We start from the raw sequence: 21,331 nt of genomic DNA on the forward strand, positions 1-21,331 counted from the left end.
AGGGACGCCATGTCCGAACCCAAAGGAACGCGACGCCATGCGGGTGTTACTCGTGGAAGACGACAAGCTGGTCGGCAGCGGGGTCGAAGATGGCCTGATCGAGGCCGGCATGACGGTCGACTGGGCGCACGACGGCAGGCATGCGCAACTTGCGCTCGAAACCACGCCGTACGACCTCGTCGTGCTCGATCTCGGGCTGCCCCGCATGTCGGGAACCGACTTGCTCGGCTGGATTCGCAAGCGCCGCGATCACACGCCGGTACTGGTGATGACTGCGCGCGACACGGTGGCCGACCGCGTGAGCGGCTTGAGCGCGGGCGCCGACGACTACCTCGGCAAGCCGTTCGACCTGGCCGAGCTGATTGCCCGGTGCCGTGCGCTCGTGCGGCGTTCGCAGGGCCGCGGGACCGATACGATCGAATATGGCGAACTGACGGTCTATCCCGCATTGATGACGGTCGTCCGCGGTGCCGAACGGATCGCGCTGACTTCGCGCGAATGCGCGTTGCTGGTCGAGTTGCTAGCGAACCAGGGGCGTCCGCTGTCGCGTGCGCAGCTGCAGGACAGCCTCTATGGCTGGAACGAAGAGATCGAAAGCAATGCGATCGAAGTGCATGTGTCGAACCTGCGCAAGAAACTCGGTGCCGAATTGATCCGCACGATCCGCGGCGTCGGATACGTGGTGGAGAAGGCGTCGTGATGCGCTCGATTCGGCAACGGCTGGCCTTGCTGGTTCTGTCGGGTGTCGTGGTCGTCTGGGCGTACTCGCTGGTGTCGAGCTACCGCCAGGCGATTCACGAAGCGGAGGAATGGGACGATACGCGCGTCGAACAGATCGCAAGGGCGTTCGTCGCGCTCGACGCGGCCGATCTCCCGGTTTTTGCGGACATCGCCCTCGGGTCGGCCGAAGACAGAGACGGGGATAACGATGCATCACCGCGCATGCTGTATCAGGTCAGCGACACGGGCGGGCGCATCCTGGCCGCCAGCCCGGGACTGGAGTCGGTGGATCTCCCGGTGTTTCCCGCCGCGGCGTCGAGCCCGTCACGGTTCGACAATCCGAAGTGGCACGCGTATGTGCTGACCGATGCCACGCGCGGCCGTTCTGTGCGCATCTTCGAGCAGCGCACGCACCGTTCAGACTTGTCTGCGGAGGTGGCGCGCCGCATCGCCCGGCCACTCGCATTCGCGCTGCCCGTGCTGGCCGTGCTGATCTGGCTGGCGATCGGCCACAGCCTCACGCCGCTGCGTACGTTGTCCGAGGCAATCGACGCCCGTTCCCCCGACAGCCTCGATGCGATTGGCACGAAAGACATTCCCGATGAAGTGCGGCCGCTTGTCGCCGCACTCAATGCGTTGCTGCTGCGCCTGCGCGGCTCGCTCGATCGCGAACGCGCGTTCACGAGCGACGCCGCCCACGAGCTCAAGACCCCGCTTGCCGCGCTCAAGGTTCAGGCGCAGGTGGCGCTTACCGCACGCGATCCCGCTCGCCAGCGGCGCGCGATGCAGCGGGTCGTCGAGGGCGTCGACCGCAGCACGCATCTGGCCGACCAATTGCTTGCACTGGCGCGACTCGACGAGGCGGTACCGATGCCGGGCGAGGACGTCGATCTCGCGCGCACAGTGCAGACCTGCATCGACGACCATCGAGCGAACGCGGAGCGCAAGGGCATGTCGCTGGTGTCATGTGTCGATGGTCCGGTCGTCGCACATGCGCCGCCGACGCTGATGCGCGTCCTGCTCGACAACCTGGTCGACAATGCGATCAAGTACGGTCGCGAGCAGGGGTGCATCGAAATCTCGTCGTCGCAGGACGGCGGCGTGATCAGCATCCGGGTACTGGACGACGGCCCCGGCGTCCCAGAAGAAGATCTGTCCCGACTGCAGGATCGCTTCTTTCGCGGCGCGGATCACGACGAGAGTGGCAGCGGCTTGGGGCTGTCCATCGTCGCGCGCATCGTGGTCAAGCTGGGCGGGAATCTGACGTACATCGACGGGCTGAACGGCGGCGGTTTCGGCGTGCACGTGACGTTGCCGTTGCAGGCTTGACCGGGGTTGTAGACGCAGGTGCCCAGATCGAACGGGTCGAGCTCGCCGGTTACAGATCGGACCGAAAGGACATTCGCTATCCGATGCGCAGGAAACGCACCGGCACGCGATGGTCAAATCATCTACAAGTCCAAATTTGAAGTTATTGGGATTCCAAATTAATTTTACATAATTGTATCTAACGATTTTTCGTATGTAGTAGCTTTTTAGAAATGTCGTGTTCGGGGGTGTGGCGGAATTCTTGGACTGATTTATGTCGTCAGCCCGAGGGTCTCCCGATATTCAATCGGACTGAGTGCGCCAAGCGAGATCTTGATCCGTTTCTCGTTGTCCCAGCGAATGTACGAGTCAACGGCCTCGATGAACTGGTCGGTGCTGACGGTCTGCCAGTCCCGAGAGTAAAACAGTTCCGTTTTCAGCCGCCCAAAGAAGCCTTCGCACGTTGCGTTGTCGGGCGAGCAGCCCTTGCGCGACATTGAGCGAATCAACCTGGCCTCACGTATCCGGGTAAGCCAGCCTGGCCAGCGATAATGCGCACCGCGATCTGAATGGACCACGGGCCGACTGTTGCTGCTACCGATTGCTTCGATGGCGGCATCGAGCATCGTGTTCACAAGCTCGGCGTCCGGTCGCGTACCGATCGACCAACTGATCACCAGTCCATCGAAGCAATCGATGACCGGTGACAGATAGACTTTACCGGCCGGAATCTGGAACTCCGTGATGTCTGTGAGCCACTTTTCATTCGGTGCTGTGGCGCGGAAATCCCGGTTGATAAGGTTCTCTGGAGCCGGACCTATTTCTCCGGCGTAGGGGCCATATCGACGTCGCCTCGTTGTGGCTGCGCTTAGCTGTTCCTGCTTCATCAAGCGCCGAACGACCTTCTCCGAGATGAAGACTTTCTGCCTGCCAGGTGCCGCGCGCACTCGGCGATATCCGTATCAGCGGTGATTCAGTTCAAAGATATCTGCGATGGCAAGGCGTACACCGGCATACTTGTCGGCAGCTTGTATCCGCGCCCGGTGATAGAAGTAGGAGCTACGGGCGAGCCCCAGTTCAGCAAAGAGCTCCGGCAGCGTGTATGTCCGTTTCAGGGCATCAACCAGCGCCGTCTTTTCCCGATTCGTCAGGAGTTGCGGGTCGACGCCCAAGCCTTTTTTTATTATTTCATTGGCCTTCTTCAGAATGTCGTGTTCGATCTGGAGCTTTCGAATGTCTCGTCGGAGTGATTCGATCTGTTGCTCCAGCGTCGCTTTCTCCGAGGTTTGCGGCGGGTCGTTGCGGCGTGTCATGGCTGAAACGGCCTCCTGATCGAGTAACCGATTTCTCCAGTTGTACAGCGTTGGGCTGGCGGCTCACGCCAATCTTTTTAGCAACTTCCTCTGCGCTTTCTCGTCGAGTGCATAGATCGATGACCGCTGTCTGCCTGAGCTCTGGTGTATACCGAATACCCGACGCCTTCCCGAGAACGCGTTTCTTTCGCTCAGGATGCAACTCGTCGAGCCAGGCGACGAGCGTTCCGCGTCCCGGATACCCCGAAGCCTTTGTCGTTGCTGCCAGACACTGGCCATGGGTCATATAGTGGTCTGTGGCCGCCTTTTTTTGTTCTGCCGAATAGCGCGGCCTCAGGCAGATACGTTCCTTCGGTAAGTCCAGACATCGCGCGTACATCTGATACCAGCGTTCGAGCGATTTCGTTGTGGGATAGCCTAGTTGACGAACGGTCGCGGTAAGGCGCTTTCCAAGCTTCAAGTAGAGCTTGACTGCTCGGACGCGGTCTTCGTATGAGTACATGGACTAGCTCCTGATAGTCCAAGAATTCCGCCGCACCCCCGCGTCCGTGGTGATGGTGCAGATAGGTCGTAGCGTTTCGGATCTTCATGCGCTTCATCACGACATACGCCAACGCGAATGAAAAGCATGCGTCGCGATCGACGCTTAGGAATGGAGTCCGATGCCTGGGAAAGACGATCCCGGCTTTCAGGCGGCTAATGCGACATGGCCACGTCTGATGGCGGAGTGCAAGACGGTCACGATCGGGTGCTTACGGCGTACCACTACCGAGCAAAGATCGACTTCAGCAGGCCCGGTAAGCCGACGGACAATTGCCATATTGAGACGTTTAACGGATCATTCCGCGATGAGTGCTTGAACCTACATTGGTTCGAAACGCTGGGCGAAGCCAAGGCGGTCGTCGAGGCGTGGCGCCGCGATTACAATGAGAGCTGTCCTCACTCGGCTCCCAAAGAGCTGGCACCAGCCGAATTCGCCCGTCAGCTGGTGCCTTCATCGGGTTCGACCGAACCCGAAACGCCGGAAAACTCGCTCTAGATCTGGTCCGGAAATCCCAAGCGGTTCAAAAAGACCGAACACTAACGCTCGGCACTGTCCAAGAAATCCAAGCGGTTCACCCAGCCCTTGGCGCCATGACATCCCCGTCCAACTTTACGGGGTCACTTCAGTAGTCAGCCCCTTTTATTGCCTGATTTGCCATTTCACCCGGCCATCAGACACGCATGCGGCATGAACACCTAGACTCGCGCAACGTCAGGCGGCGAGCAATTGACCGTGTCCGCAGTCCGCGTGCACCCGGCGCGCAAGGCGGGGCAGGACCTGAGCGCCTGCCACATGTAGGCGTGCCGAGCGACTTTAACGGCGGCACGGGGCTTGAAGCGCATCGATTCAAGCTGCCGTTGGCGAATCCGCCTCGTTAAGGTATCAAATGGTCTATAATCGCGTATCAACTGATACCTGATTGGGGGCTGCCATGTCACTCGTTACCCCTGAAGCCGTGGCTGCGGTCATGGAACTGCGACCGGTCCCGCACACGCTGGCGGAGTTAGAGGCGCTCGTGCGCGACGGCCTGCCGAAGTCTGCGCTGCGCGCCGGCGTCGAACATGCGACGCGAGGTGCCGACGCCCGCCGCGCGCTACTCGCCCGCATCATCCCCGAGGCGACTTACAAGCGGCGCCGTGATCGGCTGACGCAAGACGAATCCGAGAAAACCGAGCGCCTGGCCCGGATCGTTGCGACGACCACCTACGTCTGGAACGACGAAGAGGATGCGCGAGAGTTTCTGTCGACGCCCCATCCTGAACTTGAGGGGCGGGCACCGCTCGATGTCGCACTGACCGAACTCGGTGCGCGCCGGGTCGAAGAGTTGCTCTGGAAGCTGTTCTACGGGCTACCCGCATGAAGTTGTTCCGCATCGCTGACACGCGACACACGATCTGGAGCGGCACTGGCGCGATGTTGGTCGGTGGCCGCTTCAACAGTCCGGGGCGGCCCGTCATCTATGCAGCATCGACGTTCGCGGGTGCGATGCTCGAGGTGCTCGTGCATGCGCGCATCGGCAAGGTGCCGAAAACGCACGGATGGGTCGAAGCAAGCGTTCCCGATGACGTCAGCGTCGAACGCCATACGGCCGAAACATTGCCGAGCGGGTGGGACGCCGCGGCGCTGCAGGCAGCGCGTCAGTTCGGTGACACGTGGATGACCGAATTGCGTACAGCGCTCCTGATCGTCCCGTCCGTTGTCGTCCGTGCAGAGTTCAACGTGCTAGTAAATCCCGCGCACCCGCACGCAACGCGAATCGTTGTGACAGATCCGCAACCTGTGGTGTGGGACGAACGCCTGTTTGTGATGTCACCGACCGCGCAGTCATAGATTCGCGATGGTGGTCTGTTGACCCTGCCTCGACGCCTTTCTCCTGAAGACAAGAACGACTACGACGTCACTTCTGGCTTCATTCGCACTGCCACCCCGTTTCCCTCCCGAGTGGGACCCTAAGCCGCTCGCGCAATTCGTGGCGAACTGCGTGCCGGAACTGCAGGAGCGTTAGCTAATCGCCGTCAACTGTACCGTTGCCGATTTGATGCTAAAAGTGATGCAGTAAAGCATCAAAGGAGTCATCATGCGTACCACCGTCACCGTTGACGATACTCTCTATGCGCGCACACTCAAGCTAGCCGAGCCGGGCATTTCGCCGGCTGACCTGTTCCGAGCCGCACTGGAGACGTTCGTACGTGTCCAGGCCGGCCAACGCCTTGCCGCGCTTGGCGGTCGCGCGCCCGACATTGCCTGATGTGCCGCGCCGCAACCCGACTGCTGCTGCTCAATGAGCGTTCTGGTCGATACGTCGGTCTGGGTCGAGCATTTCCGGCGGCCGCTACCGGCACTTATCCAGCTGCTGCAGACCGATGATGTCTTGGTACATCCACTCGCGATCCTTGAACTGACGTGCGGGGACGCCGCCCGAACCGCGAGCCCGAACGCTAGGAGATCTCGCGCTGTTGCGCCAAACGCGCCTCGCCACGCTAGGGGAAGTAGCGGACTGGATCGAGCGGGAACGGCTGTACGGGCGCGCATGCGGTGCGGTGTTGCACGCTGCTGGCGTCGGTGCTGTTGACCCCGCGCACTTGGCTCTGGACGCGCGAGCGGCGGCTCGCGCAACTGGCGGAGCAATTCGGGGTTCGCTACGTAACGTCCGACCTGCATTGAGCGAAGCCGTCGCCGGCCTCTGCATACGGTTTGTCGCCCTGTTGGAGACCGAGGAAGCCGACACGGGCCACGGATTCAGTTCGCAGAGGACAATCTGCGATCTATTCAATGGTTACGCGCACGCTGTCGGCGAAAATATTGCGGAAGCCGTGCATTCCGCGCATCTACACGGGTTCGCCGATACGACGATGACCCATGAAATCGGGCACGCGTCGATCATGTTCGACATGAGCGGGCGACTCCACGATATGCATGATCAACATGCACTTCGTCAACTACGGCGTGGTAATCGGAACCAGCACCGGCGCCGAGGCTCGGTATGACCGTCGTCACCTAAGTGTTCACCACGCCGACCGCGCCATTGAAGTGGGCGCTCCGGGTATCGATTGCCGTGCAGGTCGCTGCGCTGCCGGGGTGGTTGGGCATTCCGATCAATACGATGCTCGTCGCGCTCGCGCCGAACCCACTCCCCTATAGGAACACGCACCGCGAGGAGTGTCAGACAACCCGCGATTTGACAGTACAGGCCGTGGCTATGCCCTGGGCGGACAGCACGCCGCTCTGAGTTGCGGAATCTGGAATGGCGGCCTCTCTGTCTCGCATAGCTGACCATAAAGTGCCGTACCACCGGTTGATCTCTTGCGATGGCGATAACGCGTACGAGTCGAGCCGCCATGTGGAGGACTACTTTCTTGTTGGCTGGCGACCACGCATGCCGTATTCGGCAGTCGCTGCCCTTGAAAAGATGGTTCGGGTACATAGCGGGAAAGCCGGCCAGTCTCTACTACTCTCGGCATTGAGCACAACGTCTCGATTCGACGGGAGGAGCCGTCGACAAGACGGATTTGGGCTCTTGCCAACCCCTGCATAAATTCCCTCCTGTTCCCACCACGGTTTGCGTACGACTCAGGACTGAGGTGGCGTGCGACTCATAACGCGAACGAGCTGCTGGCTATGTGCCGCCGTGATCGCGGCAGCTTCAGTGGCTTGTGGTGAAACCGTTTTCGGTGACATGTCGAAGTAGTCGAGAGATTTCGGCCGAACAATAGAGAGCGATCGATGATGGCACACGACCTTATGGCACTGGCTCAGCAATGTGCACCTGCCGTCGCACCACCGACGCTAGCCGCTATTGTGCGCGTCGAATCTGGATTCAATCCGTACGCGATTGGCGTTGTCCATGGCCGTCTGGCAAGACAACCGCGGCGCCAGGATGAAGCAATTGCCACGCTCAACGCGCTTGAGGCAACCGGATGGAACTATAGTGCGGGCCTCACGCAAATCAATCGAGCGAACTGGTCTCGCTATGGGCTGACGGCATCAAACGTGTTCGATGTCTGCCAAAACTTGGCCGCTGGCGCGACGATTCTAAGCGAGTGCTTCGCACGTGCACGTGTTATCTACGCGGACCCTCAGCAGGCACTGCGCGCAGCGTTGTCATGCTATGAAAGCGGTGACTTTATCACCGGCTTCCGAACGGGATACGTCCAACGTGTGGTGACAACTGCGAACGCTATCCAAGCCATCGTGCCCGCTCCGACTTCAGAGGCAAAGCCGATTCCGGTGATCCCCGTGCGCCCCGTAGCTTCACAAAGGGAAATTAGATCGCGGTTTTCGCCGGCATCTTCAGCGCTCCAGAACCCGGAAGACAGGACCGTGCGCGGTCAGCGAGATGGCGAGTCATCAACCGATGCTGTGATCTTCTGAACGAAAAAGGTGATAGAAGATGAGACAGGGTAATGTTAAAAACGTAGTGATCCTATCAAATAATAATCTATTAAAGATCACAGATATATTCTGCAGAACAATTTCTCTTGTTCCTCTTCGAGTTTTAGTGGCCAGTGCGCTTGTCATGACGACTGTGCCAGCAAGCGCACAGCTTACTCAGGTTAGCACCTTGCTGATTACGATCCAGAATACGTTGCTCGGCGTCGGTGGGGTGGTGTGTTCGATTTCGATCATCTGGGCAGGTTTCAAGATGATGTTTCAACATGCCCGGTTTGGTGATATTGCACATGTCTTTATCGGTGGTCTATTCGTCGGCTGTGCGACGGTGATCGCCGGCATGCTGATTCCGACAAGCTGACGTATGCACGGAGTGATCAATGGACGCACTCACGGACCCGATCTTCAAAGGTTGCACCCGGCCTGCAATGCTATGGGGGGTGCCGCTCGTGCCACTTTTGATCGTCCTCGGCGGCGTGCTGATTCCTGCCGTGTGGGTATTGGTCGCCAGTCCACCCGCGGGCGTTGGGCTCGTGCTGCTGATCATTCCAGTATTCGCGACGATGCGAATGATCTCGCGCCAGGACGATCAGCGGCTCGCCCAGCGTCTGTTGCGTATCAGGATGAAGTTGCGTCAGCGCAATTGTGCGTTCTGGGACGCTCACGCATATGGGCCTATCCGTTTCAAGCGCAGAGGCTGATATGAATATGCGATCAACGCTTGCTGCAGTCGCGCAACGCGAAGTGGTGCTTGCTGACTTTATTCCGTTTTCATCGCACGTCACAGACCGGGTTATTCGTACGTGCGAGGGCGACTACCTGCAAATCTGGAAAATCCCAGGCATCGCGTTCGAAGCGGTCGATCCGGCCGAGATCCTTACACGCCACATCGGATTCAATCAGCTCGTACGTAACCTTCCTGGCGGCCACATCGCGCTTTGGACACACCGGCTACGGCGGCGCACCGCAGATCGCTTCGAGACATCGTACTCCAACCGGTTCTGTCAGGAGTTGGCTGAGCGCTACTACGCGAGCTTTTCCGGATACCGAATGATGGTCAACGAGCTGTATCTGAGCGTGGTGTATCGACCACATCGCACGACACTGGGGCGGGCACTTAGCCGTGCGGCCCGTCGTACGCTTGACGATATTCATCGCGACCAGCAGGACGCGTTGCGAGCCATGGAAGATATCGCCTCGCAGATCGAATCGGGTTTAAAACCCTGGGCGCCTATCGCATTGGGTGTGGTTGAGCGTCCCGATCCATTGACGGGGCAGTCGCGCTGTTACTCGACCGCGCTCGAAATGCTGGGCTATCTCGTCAATGCAACGTGGGAAGTGGTGCCGGTGCCAGCCGGTCCAATCTACGAAGCGCTGCCGACCTCTCGGCTCCTGTTTCAGCGGGAGAAGCTCGAAATCCGTATGCCTGCGCAAACCCGATACGCGGCCATGCTCGATCTGAAGGACTACCCGGAGCAAACCGAACCAGGAATGCTCAACGGATTGCTGTATGGAGAATTCGAGTATATCGAAACGCAAAGCTTCACCGTTCTCGATCGTCCAAGTGCCAAGGAGACGCTCGAGCGTCAGCGTAATCAACTTGTCGCTGGCGACGATGTAGCCGTCTCCCAAATTGAAGCGATGGATCGTGCATTAAACGATCTTGTGAACGGTGACTTTGTGCTAGGCGAGTATCACTACACGTTGGCTGTAATGGGCGACTCGTTAAACGACGTGGTCCGCCATGTCGCCCAAGCACGGACGTGCCTGGCCGACGCCGGGTTCCAAAGCGCACTCATCGACCTGGTGGCCGACGCCGCATGGTTTGCGCAGTGGCCGGGCAATTGGCGATACCGGCCGCGCGATGCGAAGCTCACTTCGCGCAATTTCTGTGCAATGGCCAGTCTGCATAACTTCGCAACCGGAAAGCGCAATGGCAATCCGTGGGGCGAGGCCATCACAATCGTGAAGACGCCCAGTGGCCAACCGCTCTATCTGAATTTTCACGCGACGCCTGAGAAGACCGACGCCATCGACGAGAAGGCTTTGGCCAATACGCAGATCATCGGTCGTGCGGGCGCAGGTAAAACGGTGCTCGAATTATTCTTGCTCGCCATGGCGACGAAGTATGGCGTAACCGCCGTGCTCTACGACAAGGATCGCGGTGCCGAGATCGGCATTCGTGCAATGGGCGGTAAATATACGGTCTTTCGTCGGGGAGAGCCGACCGGTGTGAATCCGTTCCAGCTTGAACCGCACGAGGCCACGCGCAATTTTTGGGAACGTCTCGTATGCAAGCTCGTCGATAGCGGCTCTGTGCTGTCAGCCAAGGAGGAGCTCGACATTTCCCGCGCCGTCCAGCAGGTCGCGCGCATGGAGCGCTCGTTGCGGCGATTGTCGATGGTCCGACAACTTTTACCGAACGTTGGCGAAAACAGTCTGCATGCGCGGCTTGCTAAATGGTGTGCCGGTGGACGTCTCGGTTGGTTGCTCGACAATCCGGTGGACCGGATTGATTTCCACAGCCATAGTCTCCTCGGATTTGACGATACGGAGCTTCTTGACGATCCCGAAGCGTCCACACCCCTGACGATGGTGTTACTGTATCTGACCGAGCGCTTGATGGACGGCCGGCGCTTCATCTACGTGATGACGGAGTTCTGGAAGCGGCTACGCGATCCGGTTTTTAGAGAATTTGCAAACGACAAGCAAAAGACGATTCGCAAACTAAATGGCCTGGGTATATTCGACACACAGTCGCCCGCGGATGTACTCAATAGTCCTATTGCCCGCGCACTTGTCGAGCAAACAGCCACATTTTTCTTTCTACCGAACCCTACAGCTGACTATGACGACTATGTTCATGGGTTCAAGCTGTCCGAAGCCGAATTCAACATCGTGCGGCGCATGGGCGAACACAGCCGGCTATTTCTGGTTAAGCAAGGCCATCGTTCGGCAGTCGGGCGACTGGATTTAACCGGTTTGGGCGACGTGCTCGACGTACTGTCTGGCACGACGGATAACGTTGCATTGCTCGATGCGATTCGAGCCGATGTGGGTGAGTTACCGGAAGCGTGGCTGCCGCACTTCCATGATGCAGTGGCCGCGCGCCGAGCGCGATCAAGTTCGCGTCGAACAGATCATGTGAACACCGTGGTAAGCCCTGAGCGAGGTTTGCGATGAACGGGCTTTTCAGTGCGGTGGGCGGCACACTCGAAAATGGTATGCAAACGTATGTGACAGACGCATCGTCGGCGCTTTCCTCCGCGCTTGTACCAGTGGCGACAACTGGGGTGACGATCTGGATTCTCGCGTTTGGCATGGCCGTGGTTCGCGGCGAGGCCCATGAACCGGTCCCTGCGTTCGCCTGGCGAGGCACGAAAGTCGCAATCACACTCGCATTTGCACTGGGCACAGGTCTTTATCAGTCGCATGTTGTCACCGCCGTGAGCGGGGCCACTACCGGCGTTGCTCAGGCAATTCAAACCGCGGCAGTCAACGCTGGTGCCGGCAACGCGGGGTGCGCGGCTTTCGTGCAAGCGAGCGCATCAGACACAAGCGCGGCCGGCATCTACCGCACGCTTGATTGCTATGACCGGCAGCTTAACCTCGTGGTTGACGCCTATTTCGATAAGGCAACCCACGAGGGGTTGAGTATGAGTGGCATTGTCGCAGGCATCGGTGACCTGGTCTGCGGTCTGGTAGCTGCGTTCGGCGGGGCGATTTTCCTGATGGTGTTGGCCGTCGAAGTTCTCATGGCGCGCATGCTGCTTGATCTCGTGCTTGCGCTCGGACCCGCATTTATCGCGTGCGCTGCATTTAGCCCGACCGCGCGCTTTTTTGAGGCTTGGACGGCCAAGGTGGTGAACTATGCGCTGCTTCAGATATTGGTCGCAGCGTTCTTGGGGCTCGCGCTTGCCGCATTCTCCGCCAATCTCGCGCCATTTCATGTGACGACGGCACCGCCCGAGACTTCTGCTGATGCGCTTGCGGCGGCCGCGCGCGAGGCGCTGGAGGCGAGCGCGCCATGGGCGGGGGCATTTGGGATGTTCGTGACGTCCGTACTACTGGCCATGATCGGCTGGCAGCTGCCGGCCGTCGCCTCCGGGCTTGCAGGAGGCGCGACCCTTTCCGGTTTTGGCGCCTTCGTCGCGGGATACACGTCCCGGCAGATGAGCGGCGCACTCGTGTCCGGACTGCGTGCCTTGCCCCGAAGTGCATCGTCGGGTGCCCGGACAAGTGAGGCCGGCGCGCTTGCTGGCACAACCGGGGCCGTGCGAGCTCCAGCGTATCAGCGCGCAGCACGTGCTCATCTCGATCAAACCGAGGATTGACGAGGAGTTCAAACCATGAAGCGTCACTCATTAGCGGCCCACATCCTGATTGCTGCGACTGCGTTCGCCGGTGCGATTGCCATGCCCGCAAGCGCGGAGATTTATTCCGTCTATGACGAACGGAACGTGGCTCAGGCCATTGCGATGGTCGGACAGTTAAAGCAGCAAGTGCAGCAGGAAATCGCGCTGTATCGCTCGATGAGCGGTGCGCGCGGGTTCGGCGCGTTGCTTGACCGACCGGGACTAGCCAATGCGCTGCCTGCTGATTGGCAAGACATTTATGCAGCGATTCGACAGGGGGGGTATGCGGGCCTCACCGGTCCTGCAAAGGCGTTACGTGCGCAAAACAAGCTCTATGACTGCGAGGACCAGCGCGGTATCGATCAGCAGATTTGCCAGCGCGCGCTGAACAAGCCATTTCAGGACAAGGCACTCGGTCTGCAAGCGTATCAGACCGAGCTGGCGGAGCTTGACCGAATCGAGCGCTTGATGCGGCAGATCGATGCGACCCAGGATACGAAAGGCATCGCAGAGCTACAGGCGCGCATTCAATCTGAGAGCACCGCAGTCGGCAACGAGATGACGAAGCTGCAGCTTTTCAAGACGCTGTCAGATACCGAGGACCGCTTAATCGCGCAGCAGCAGTCCGAACTGATTCTCAAGCGAGCTGGCAACACTCATCGCCTTCAGGACGAGATGGTGCCCGTGACGTTCGGACGGTAAGGAGGACGATCATGAAGCCGGTTTGGTCGTCGATGACGCTGAGCATGCTGATCATAGCGCTGTCAGGCTGTGGCAGTGTGCCACCCAAACCGGAGCTGCCCGATGGTTCTCATCGGGTGCCGGTCAATCAGCAGTTGCCTATTCCGCCCGGTAAAGTTGCGCCATCAGTTGGAGACTGCCCATGAACGGCGGGAACGACTACCGACGCGCGCTCGACTTTGAGACGTCGCTTACGCATCTGCAGGCGCGCTCCGAACGCCGAGCATGGCAGGTGGCGGGCGCGGCCGTTGCCGTTGCAATGGGCTCCGTGGCTGCGCTTGCCATGATGACGCCGTTTTACCGTGTGGTGCCGTTGCCGATTGAGGTGGACAAGCTCACTGGTGAAGCGCAGCTCATCGATGTGCTTGACGCCAAGCACATTCCGCTGCGCGAGATACAAGACAGGCATTGGGTCGCGGTCTATGTCCGATCGCGAGAGCGCTATGACTGGGGATTGCTGCAGATGGACTACGACCGCGTCCTCGAAATGAGCGACGAGTCGGTCGCACGCGCATATCGCCAAATCTATAGCGGACCTGACGCGCTAGATCAACGCCTTGGCGCATCGGTACAGTACCGTGTTCGAGTTGTGTCCACCACTCTGGTGCCTGACGAGCCCGGCCGTGCAGTCGTGCATATCGAACGCACGACGCTCAAGAATGGTATCGACAGCGGCGAGCCCGCACAACGTTTCGTGATTACGCTGGCTTTTACGTATCGTCCAGCTACGCTCATGCGCGAGCGTACGGCAATCGAAAACCCCTTTGGTTTCAAGGTCACCGCGTACAGTCGGGACGCAGAAGACGTATCACCTGCTCAGCCTGCTGCTGCAGGAGGGACGCGATGAACGTGCTCGTATCTGCGACAGTTTTGCTAGCAAGCGTGGCGGCGCAATCCGTCGATGCTCATATCGTACCGGAATGGACCCGTGATACGCGGGTGCGCCAAGTACGATTCATGCCGGATGACGTGGTGCGCGTAATCGCACAGCGCGGCTTCGCCACGCATATCGCGCTGGATCCGGGCGAGCATATTCTTGTGGTCGCGCCAGGTGATCGTGACGGATGGCACGTCGTCGCCAACCGGGGCGATCACGACGTTTATCTGAAACCAAAGCTTGCGGCGCACGACACGAATCTCGTCATTCGGACCGATCGACGCAGTTACAGTTTCGATCTTGTCGTGCTGCCGCTGAAAGCCCGCTTCGGTAATACGCGTGAAATGTACCGGGTAAGTTTTGTGTATCCCGACGCCAACGCAGCGAACGCTCGTATTGCGGCGCGCATGACGTGTCTGCAACAACGCCTTTCCCAACCTTCGAGCGTGCGCAATACCGCTTATTCGATGCAGGTCATGCCGCATGCCGAAGACATTGCACCATCTGCGGCGTGGGATGACGGTCGCTTCACCTATATCCGAATTCCGAACAATCGCCGAATACCCGCTGTCTTTCGCGTTGAAGACGACGATAGTGAGCGCGTTGTGGACAAGCATATGGACCACGATGTGATCGTCGTTCATGAGCTGGCTCGGCGTCTCGTGTTGCGTCTAGGCGAGGAGACGGTCGGACTGTGGAACGACGCATTTGACCTTGACGGCGTAGCGCCTCGGCACGGTGTAACGGTCGATGGTGTGCGCCGTACTTTGCGGAGTAGCGAGGATGATTGACGAGACTTCGCGCAACGGTAGATCCCCCCACGACAATTTGGAGTCGCACCAAATCGACTTGTCAGGATCCGATTCGTTTACCGTCCTGGATCGCGGCTTACCCAGTCTAGATGGGCAGAATCGTCGCTCGATAGCCGGCTGGCTTATCCCACTCGTGATTGTCATGCTCGCGCTAGCCGGCGCCGTGTGGACGGTTCATGGCGTGCTCAGCCGCCATGATGCTGCCGAGCGCGCTCGGCGCAATGCGGTTCGTGCTCAGGATACGCACGACAAGGTATTCGAGATCGATCCAGCGCTTGCGGAAATTGCCGGGGCTGCAAGTGCGGGGCCTGCGCCATCGATGGCTGTATCAGCGCCACGCGCGGCCGTAGCCGTGGATCGCATCGGACCGGCACACAGCTATTACGATGCACCGTTGCTTGTCGTTGCCGGCCGTGAGAGTGAGCCTGGCAACATGAAGGAAGCAGCCTCCGGTGGGTCGGGAACGGTCCTGGCACACGTGAGCGAACAGACCGGTGGCGCGGATCAGGGAACGTTCTCGAGCCTGGCGCAGGCGCTGGTTCCGACCCGCACGCCAAAGGTGAAAGCCGCGTTTATCGGCAACCGCAGCTTGCTGCTCAGTCAGGGCACCAAGATTGACTGTGCGGGCGACACCGCGTTCGATTCGACACAAGCCGGCATTTCGACCTGCACGGTCACTCGCAATGTTTATTCTGACGACGGGCGCGTTGTGCTCATCGAGCGCGGATCGCAAATCAATTGCGAATATCGTGCCAATCTCGCGCCCGGGCAAAAGCGCGTATTCGTTCTGTCGGCCAGAATCGTCACACCGCATGGCGTGATCGTGCAAATCGACTCACCCGTGGCCGATGCGCTAGGTCGTATGGGCGTGGCCGGTGCACTCGACAATCACTGGGGCGAGCGTGTGGGCGCGGCGATGCTGCTCGGACTGAGCCAGGATGCAATCGGCTATCTGGCCACGCGCGGGGGCAACGCCAACGGCACGATCGTTTATCAGAGTACGCAGGCACAAGGCAACGACATGGCTACGCGGGTGCTCGATCAGACCATCAATATTGCACCCACGCTCAAACAGAATCAGGGCGCGGAATTCACGATTGTTCTCGCGCGTGATCTTGATTTCAGTTCCGTCTACACCCTTGAACCGGAGGGCGTGCGATGAACGCTTATGTGCATACGCCATCGGTGGCGCCCGCTCCTCTAGCCGATGCACTATCCGTGTTACCCGACGACGCGTCGGTGAGGGAGTTGATGCGTCCGTTTGCACCATTGCTCGAAGATGCAGAGGTCACCGAGCTCGTGATCAATCGCCCACAGCACGTGCTAACTGAAACTCGTCTAGGCTGGCAAGCGCACGAGCGCTTGGAACTCGACTTCGAGCGACTGATGGCGTTTTCCGTCGCGATTGCGACCCTGACGAATCAGGGCATTTCAGCCGAACGTCCATTGCTCTCAGCCCTGCTGCCGGGCAACGCGCGCATTCAGATTGCTGTACCGCCGGCAGTTCCTCCAGGCTCGGTTTCGGTAACGATTAGGCGACCGTCCGCTGAGGGGAAGACGCTCGAGCGCTATCGCGACGAGGGGCTTTTTGAGACGACGCAGTGGCATCGCCCGAGCGACCTCGATACGGAGAAATCGGCCTTGCATGCAGCAGACCAGTTGCTCATCGAACGGCTTGATGCACGCGAGTTTGCGACTTTCTTTGAGCGCGCCGTGCAGGCGCACAAGAACATCGTCGTTGTCGGTGACACTGGATCTGGCAAAACGAGCTTTATGCGCAGTTTGTGTCGATATTTGCCCTCGAACGAACGCATCGTGACGATCGAAGACGTGCGCGAACTATTCATCCGGCATCTGGACAACTGCGTGCATCTTTTGTACAGCAAGGGCGAGCAGGGCCGCGCTCGCATCACGCCCGCCGACTTGATTGCCAGCGCCATGCGCATGCGTCCCGATCGGGTACTGCTTGCTGAGCTGCGCGGCTCGGAAGCGTACGATTTTTTGAAGCTGCTGACGACCGGGCACGCGGGATCGATGACGAGCTTTCATGCCTCCAGTGCGCGCGTTGCCATTGAACGCTTCGCGTTGATGGCCAAAGAGCATCCCGAGGCGGCGGCGTGGGATGTTGCATCGCTTAAGCGCTTGCTGTTTCTCACGATCGACGTGGTTGCGCACATGCAGGCGCAGGCGGTGCTCGACTCGCACGGTGCTCAGATCGGCAAACGCTGGGCGATGACTGAAGTGTGGTTCGATCCGCTGCGCAGAATCGGGCAGGTGGATAATCAGGGTGGAGGGAGTCGTGATGCGACAGCCACGTCCGATCTCTGACTGGCATTCGTTCTCGTGGCGCGCGACGATCGTCACGCTTGGCGTGGTCATCGGGATGTTGATGGAGCTTTGCGTTGCGATCTGGTTAGCTACCTGCACGCTATACGTGAGCTTGCATCTCAATCCGCTTCGCGCGCATTGGTCGGCATGGGTCGATGCAGTTCTGGCGTGGTCCGACGGCGGCCTGCCGAATATGGGTAGGCGTTTGGCCGGTGCGGGTTTTATCGGATTGGCCATTGCTTTTGGCAGTCCGGTGCTTGCCATCTACGTATGGCTTGAGCGGGCAGCGCGCCGGGCGCTTTACGGCGACGCGCGTTTTGCCACCGATGCGGATATTCGCAAGGCGGGATTGTGATGAGGCAGGGCTTGCTCACGCCATCAAACCCAGCGCTTGTCGTCGGCCGCTGGCGTAGTCGCTATCTGCGCTTTACGGGGCAGCAGTTCGTGTTGCTTGCGGCACCCGCGCGTTCGGGAAAAGGTGTTAGCGTCGTCGTGCCGAACCTGCTGAGCTATCCCGATTCTGTCGTGGTGCTCGACATTAAACAGGAGAATTTTCAGCTAACTGCCGGCTTTCGGCACGCACACGGGCACGCGGTATATCTCTTTAACCCCTTTGCGGAGGATGGCCGAACGCATCGGTATAACCCGCTATCCGTAATCGGCGACGGGGTGTTTCGTGTGGGCGACATCCTGGCCATTAGCCATGTGTTGTACCCGGCGGGTGGACACGACGAATTCTGGAAAGACCAGGCCCGCAATCTGTTCCTCGCGCTCGTACTGTTGCTGTGCGAATGGCGTGATGCTCGCCACGCGGAGGTGGCCGATACGCCGGACTATCCGGTGACAATGGGTGAGGTACTACGCCAGTCCTCGGGAAACGGGATGCCGCTTAAGGTCTATTTGCAACGGGTGTTGGCGCGAGATCGACAGTTTTTGAGCCGAGCCTGTGTTGACGCGCTGAATCGCTTTCTCTCCAACGACGACAAGGTGCTGGCCAGCATCCTGGCGACATTTAATGCGCCCCTTACAATCTGGGCCAATCCGATCGTCGATGCGGCAACGAGTGCGAGCGACTTCGATTTGAGAGACATGAGAAAGCGCCGAATGTCCGTATATCTCGGTGTAACGCCAGACCATCTGAGCGAAGCAGCGCTGCTGATGAATCTGGTCTTCTCTCAGCTCGTGAATCTGAATACCAAGGAACTGCCGCAGAACAATCCCGATCTGAAATATCAGTGTCTCCTGTTGCTGGACGAGATGACATCAATCGGCAAAATTCAGATCCTCGCGCGAGCAGTGGCCTACATGGCCGGCTACGATCTGCGCTTGCTCTCGATTGTGCAGTCTGTTTCCCAACTCGAATCGGTCTACGGCCGCGCCGACGCGAGAAGCATTGTGACGAATCATGCGATGCAGATTCTGTTTGCGCCGCGCGAGCAGGCTGATGCCAACGCGTACTCGGAGATGCTGGGCACGCGTACGACACATTCGCGCACAACGAGCCGCTCAGGGAGCGTCTTCGCAGGTCGAGGTGGCACAAGCGAGAGTTTCTCGGAACAGCGCCGACCGTTGATGTTGCCGCAGGAACTCAAAGAACTCGGTCGTGACAAGGAGATCATCCTTCTTGAAAATACCCGGCCGATTCTGGCCCATCGGATTTGCTACTGGCGTGATCCGGTCTTCACATCACGTCTGATGAGCGCGCCCACGGTACCGGCGCTAGATATCGCGAGATTTACCGCTCAAATCGAGCGCCGGGTAAGAGACTTGGGCGACGACGAAGTCGACGCCCACTCCTCGAGTCTTCATGTTTCACCGGATTATCTGGAAGTTGCTCAGACGTGGGATCCGCGCGACTTGCCGCAGCCGCGGGACGATATCAGTTGCGAAGATGCGCACGCATATGTGGAGCAGCATTTCACGTTGCTTGGCGTGCAGGCCGACGATATTGCGCGCGCTCGACGTCGATTATCGGATGACAGCGTTGCGGCAGCCCACTCGGAATCGGCACCGGGGACGGGTAAGCGGCACGAGCATCAAGTCGCGGGCCGCACCCGGATTTTGGTCCAGACCGGCGAGGTCTCCGCGGACGGAGAGAATCCATGAGCGGCCCGTTCGTTAGCGAGGCAGAGCGTGTGCGCGCCGCTTTGTCCACGATCCCGGCCGAAGACTATACGACGTGGGTTGACATGGCGTTCGCCGTGAAGCACGGATTGGGCGACGCGGGCTTTGATTTGTGGGATGCATGGAGTCAAACGGCGCCCAATTACGACGCACGAGCCGCGCGTGCGACGTGGCGTTCGGCGAGCGAGAAAGGCGGCAAGACGCTCGCTTCACTGTTTTGGCTGGCCAGTCAGCATGGATTCGATCTGGCGGGCTCGCGCGTGTTCGGCAATCGCGCGGGTTCTACCGCGACGAGTCCCGCCCCCATGGTCGATGGTGGTTCCGAACGCGAGCGTAAAAGCCAGGCCAGGCGAGCTGCCGTCGCGCGTGAGGCGCAAGCAATCTGGCGCTGGGCGCGGCCGCTCGCGCCTGACCATCCCTATATGGTGCGTAAGCAGATCCCGTTGGTGCCCACACTGCGCGAGCTCGAAGCGGAGGAATTGCACGCGTTGCTCGGCTATGTGCCAAAACGTGCCAACGAGCCACTCCGTGGTCGAGTGTTGATCGTTCCGGTTAGCATCGGAAACCGAATCTCGACGCTCGAACTGATTGACCGTGATGGTCGTAAATCAGCACTGGCGGGTGGCGCAAAAGCGGGGGGCTGCTGGGAAGTCGCGCCGATGCAAAGTTGCGGCGAGGTCTGCATGCCGATCATGATTGCAGAAGGCGTAGCAACGGCTGTGTCCGCGTGGCAAGCAACCCATTGGTACACGCTTGCAGCCTTATCGAGCGGCAATCTGCTCAAGGTGGCGCTCGCCTGGCGCGCGCGGTATCCGCAGGCTGAACTCGTCATTCTGGCGGACCTTGGTGCGGGCTACGCGCATGCCGAGCATGCGGCGCGCGATGCCCAGGCGAGATTGGTCGCGCCGCAGTTCACGCCAGGATCGCGTGTCGACAATCAGGTACCGACGGACTTCAACGATATGGCCGTGCTCAGCGGAGTGGATGCGGTTGGTGAGCTGTTACGAAGCGCCGTTCGTGATGGCCCCTTGCTGACGCCACTTGACGAAGGTAGGGGCCACATGGTGGCAAACAGCATGTCGTTTAACGTGGCAGGAGTTCAGGATATGGCACGCGCAAGAGCAGACAAGGGTACAGGTGCGAACGAGGTGAGTCTACGTCCTGTGTCGCAAGGTTCAAGTAAAGAGGTGGCACCGATGCGAACGCCCGAGGATGGGCAGCCGGCACGATCCTCCGTGCAATCGTCCAGCCCGCCAAGTGAATCCGTCGCGGACCAGGGCGCGGCCCAAGCGTCGCGTCGTGCACCTGGGGCGTTGCTTTATGGGCTCGACGCGGTGCCGGAGGAAATCAAGACATTGGCTCAACATCGGTTTGGCGCCACACTAAGGATGGCGACACCGCGCGAGCACGGGGGACCCTATCGCGGTGAGGTGTTCAATACCGAACATTATCTCGTTCAAGAGGTCGCGCCACGAAGCGTGGTGTTTCACGCCAAGGCAGAGATGACGTTCGTGTCAGATCGCCTGCGGTGGATGGACGAGAACCATCGCTTGAACGGCGCGGACGTGCAGGTTGGCTACGACGGCGCGCAAGCAAAAGTCTATCCGTGGGACCGCGCACGAGATCAGCTCGAGCGTGCGGTGGCATCGCTGAAAAAATCTGCACGAGAAATCGGAATGGGCGAAGACCTGGATGCGAAACTCGATGCGTTGCAGGCTGCATCGTGGGAACGTGTGAAAGCAGCCCGTGCGACTGCGCTCGCACGAGCGAAGGCCTGCGTGGAAGATCGTGGCGACACCGATGACCCACCGCGGTAGTCG

The 21,331-nt window shown here is 59.6% G+C and carries 18 protein-coding genes and 2 pseudogenes; 19 read left to right on the forward strand and 1 reads right to left on the reverse strand.

Annotation, left to right across the window (positions count from 1 at the left end; genetic code table 11):
- Positions 1-37 precede the first annotated feature (37 nt).
- Positions 38-700: a response regulator transcription factor gene (locus WT97_RS04720; RefSeq protein WP_060353011.1), complete on the forward strand. Its 663-nt coding sequence runs from the start codon at positions 38-40 to the stop codon at positions 698-700.
- Positions 700-2,049 carry an ATP-binding protein gene (locus WT97_RS04725; protein WP_060353012.1) on the forward strand — a complete coding sequence of 450 codons (1,350 nt, stop codon included), beginning with the start codon at positions 700-702 and terminating at the stop codon, positions 2,047-2,049. The genes WT97_RS04720 and WT97_RS04725 overlap by 1 nt, the downstream gene beginning before the upstream one ends.
- Before the next feature lie 251 nt (positions 2,050-2,300).
- Here WT97_RS04725 and WT97_RS32195 read toward each other — a convergent pair.
- A pseudogene (locus tag WT97_RS32195) lies at positions 2,301-3,843 on the reverse strand (IS3 family transposase).
- Positions 3,844-4,098: 255 nt separating this feature from the next.
- Here WT97_RS32195 and WT97_RS32200 point away from each other — a divergent pair.
- The 17 genes and pseudogenes from WT97_RS32200 to WT97_RS04820 all read left to right on the forward strand — a co-directional run.
- A pseudogene (locus WT97_RS32200) lies at positions 4,099-4,380 on the forward strand (integrase core domain-containing protein); the annotation flags it as partial.
- A 436-nt stretch (positions 4,381-4,816) separates the two neighbouring features.
- Positions 4,817-5,245, forward strand: a complete 429-nt coding sequence (locus tag WT97_RS04740; RefSeq protein WP_060353014.1) for an antitoxin Xre/MbcA/ParS toxin-binding domain-containing protein — start codon at positions 4,817-4,819, stop codon at positions 5,243-5,245.
- Positions 5,242-5,715, forward strand: a complete 474-nt coding sequence (locus WT97_RS04745; RefSeq protein WP_060353015.1) for an RES family NAD+ phosphorylase — start codon at positions 5,242-5,244, stop codon at positions 5,713-5,715. Before WT97_RS04740 ends, WT97_RS04745 begins: the two co-directional genes overlap by 4 nt.
- 247 nt (positions 5,716-5,962) lie before the next feature.
- Positions 5,963-6,133, forward strand: coding sequence for a DUF2191 domain-containing protein (locus WT97_RS04750; RefSeq protein WP_060353016.1), 171 nt, complete (start codon positions 5,963-5,965; stop codon positions 6,131-6,133).
- Positions 6,134-7,608: 1,475 nt separating this feature from the next.
- Positions 7,609-8,256 carry a lytic transglycosylase domain-containing protein gene (locus tag WT97_RS32210; protein WP_082751336.1) on the forward strand — a complete coding sequence of 216 codons (648 nt, stop codon included), beginning with the start codon at positions 7,609-7,611 and terminating at the stop codon, positions 8,254-8,256.
- A gap of 19 nt (positions 8,257-8,275) precedes the next feature.
- Positions 8,276-8,635, forward strand: a complete 360-nt coding sequence (locus tag WT97_RS04765) for a TrbC/VirB2 family protein (RefSeq protein WP_060353019.1) — start codon at positions 8,276-8,278, stop codon at positions 8,633-8,635.
- Between the two features lie 19 nt (positions 8,636-8,654).
- Positions 8,655-8,975, forward strand: coding sequence for a type IV secretion system protein VirB3 (locus tag WT97_RS04770; RefSeq protein ID WP_060353020.1), 321 nt, complete (start codon positions 8,655-8,657; stop codon positions 8,973-8,975).
- Between the two features lie 7 nt (positions 8,976-8,982).
- Positions 8,983-11,457, forward strand: coding sequence for a VirB4 family type IV secretion/conjugal transfer ATPase (locus WT97_RS04775; RefSeq protein ID WP_373558473.1), 2,475 nt, complete (start codon positions 8,983-8,985; stop codon positions 11,455-11,457).
- Positions 11,454-12,608 carry a type IV secretion system protein gene (locus tag WT97_RS04780; protein ID WP_060353022.1) on the forward strand — a complete coding sequence of 385 codons (1,155 nt, stop codon included), beginning with the start codon at positions 11,454-11,456 and terminating at the stop codon, positions 12,606-12,608. The genes WT97_RS04775 and WT97_RS04780 overlap by 4 nt, the downstream gene beginning before the upstream one ends.
- A 15-nt stretch (positions 12,609-12,623) precedes the next feature.
- Positions 12,624-13,331 carry a type IV secretion system protein gene (locus WT97_RS04785; protein ID WP_060353023.1) on the forward strand — a complete coding sequence of 236 codons (708 nt, stop codon included), beginning with the start codon at positions 12,624-12,626 and terminating at the stop codon, positions 13,329-13,331.
- A 181-nt stretch (positions 13,332-13,512) separates the two neighbouring features.
- Complete coding sequence (locus tag WT97_RS04790) at positions 13,513-14,217, forward strand: virB8 family protein (RefSeq protein ID WP_060353024.1); 705 nt, start codon at positions 13,513-13,515, stop codon at positions 14,215-14,217.
- A complete protein-coding gene (locus WT97_RS04795) occupies positions 14,214-15,038 on the forward strand; it encodes a TrbG/VirB9 family P-type conjugative transfer protein (RefSeq protein ID WP_060353025.1) in 825 nt (274 codons plus the stop codon). The genes WT97_RS04790 and WT97_RS04795 overlap by 4 nt, the downstream gene beginning before the upstream one ends.
- Positions 15,031-16,221: a type IV secretion system protein VirB10 gene (virB10, locus tag WT97_RS04800; RefSeq protein ID WP_060353026.1), complete on the forward strand. Its 1,191-nt coding sequence runs from the start codon at positions 15,031-15,033 to the stop codon at positions 16,219-16,221. Before WT97_RS04795 ends, virB10 begins: the two co-directional genes overlap by 8 nt.
- Complete coding sequence (gene virB11, locus WT97_RS04805) at positions 16,218-17,387, forward strand: P-type DNA transfer ATPase VirB11 (RefSeq protein ID WP_060353027.1); 1,170 nt, start codon at positions 16,218-16,220, stop codon at positions 17,385-17,387. The genes virB10 and virB11 overlap by 4 nt, the downstream gene beginning before the upstream one ends.
- Positions 17,362-17,742 (forward strand): hypothetical protein, encoded by a 381-nt coding sequence (locus WT97_RS04810; protein WP_060353028.1) that lies wholly within the window; start codon positions 17,362-17,364, stop codon positions 17,740-17,742. The genes virB11 and WT97_RS04810 overlap by 26 nt, the downstream gene beginning before the upstream one ends.
- A complete protein-coding gene (locus WT97_RS04815; RefSeq protein ID WP_060353029.1) occupies positions 17,742-19,493 on the forward strand; it encodes a type IV secretory system conjugative DNA transfer family protein in 1,752 nt (583 codons plus the stop codon). Before WT97_RS04810 ends, WT97_RS04815 begins: the two co-directional genes overlap by 1 nt.
- The gene (locus WT97_RS04820) at positions 19,490-21,328 is read left to right on the forward strand and encodes a PriCT-2 domain-containing protein (RefSeq protein ID WP_060353030.1); all 1,839 of its coding nucleotides are present in this window, start codon (positions 19,490-19,492) and stop codon (positions 21,326-21,328) included. The genes WT97_RS04815 and WT97_RS04820 overlap by 4 nt, the downstream gene beginning before the upstream one ends.
- Positions 21,329-21,331 lie beyond the last annotated feature (3 nt).

Origin of the sequence: Burkholderia sp. MSMB1459WGS (genome assembly GCF_001534535.1) — a bacterium.
Taxonomy (GTDB): Bacteria; Pseudomonadota; Gammaproteobacteria; order Burkholderiales; family Burkholderiaceae; genus Burkholderia.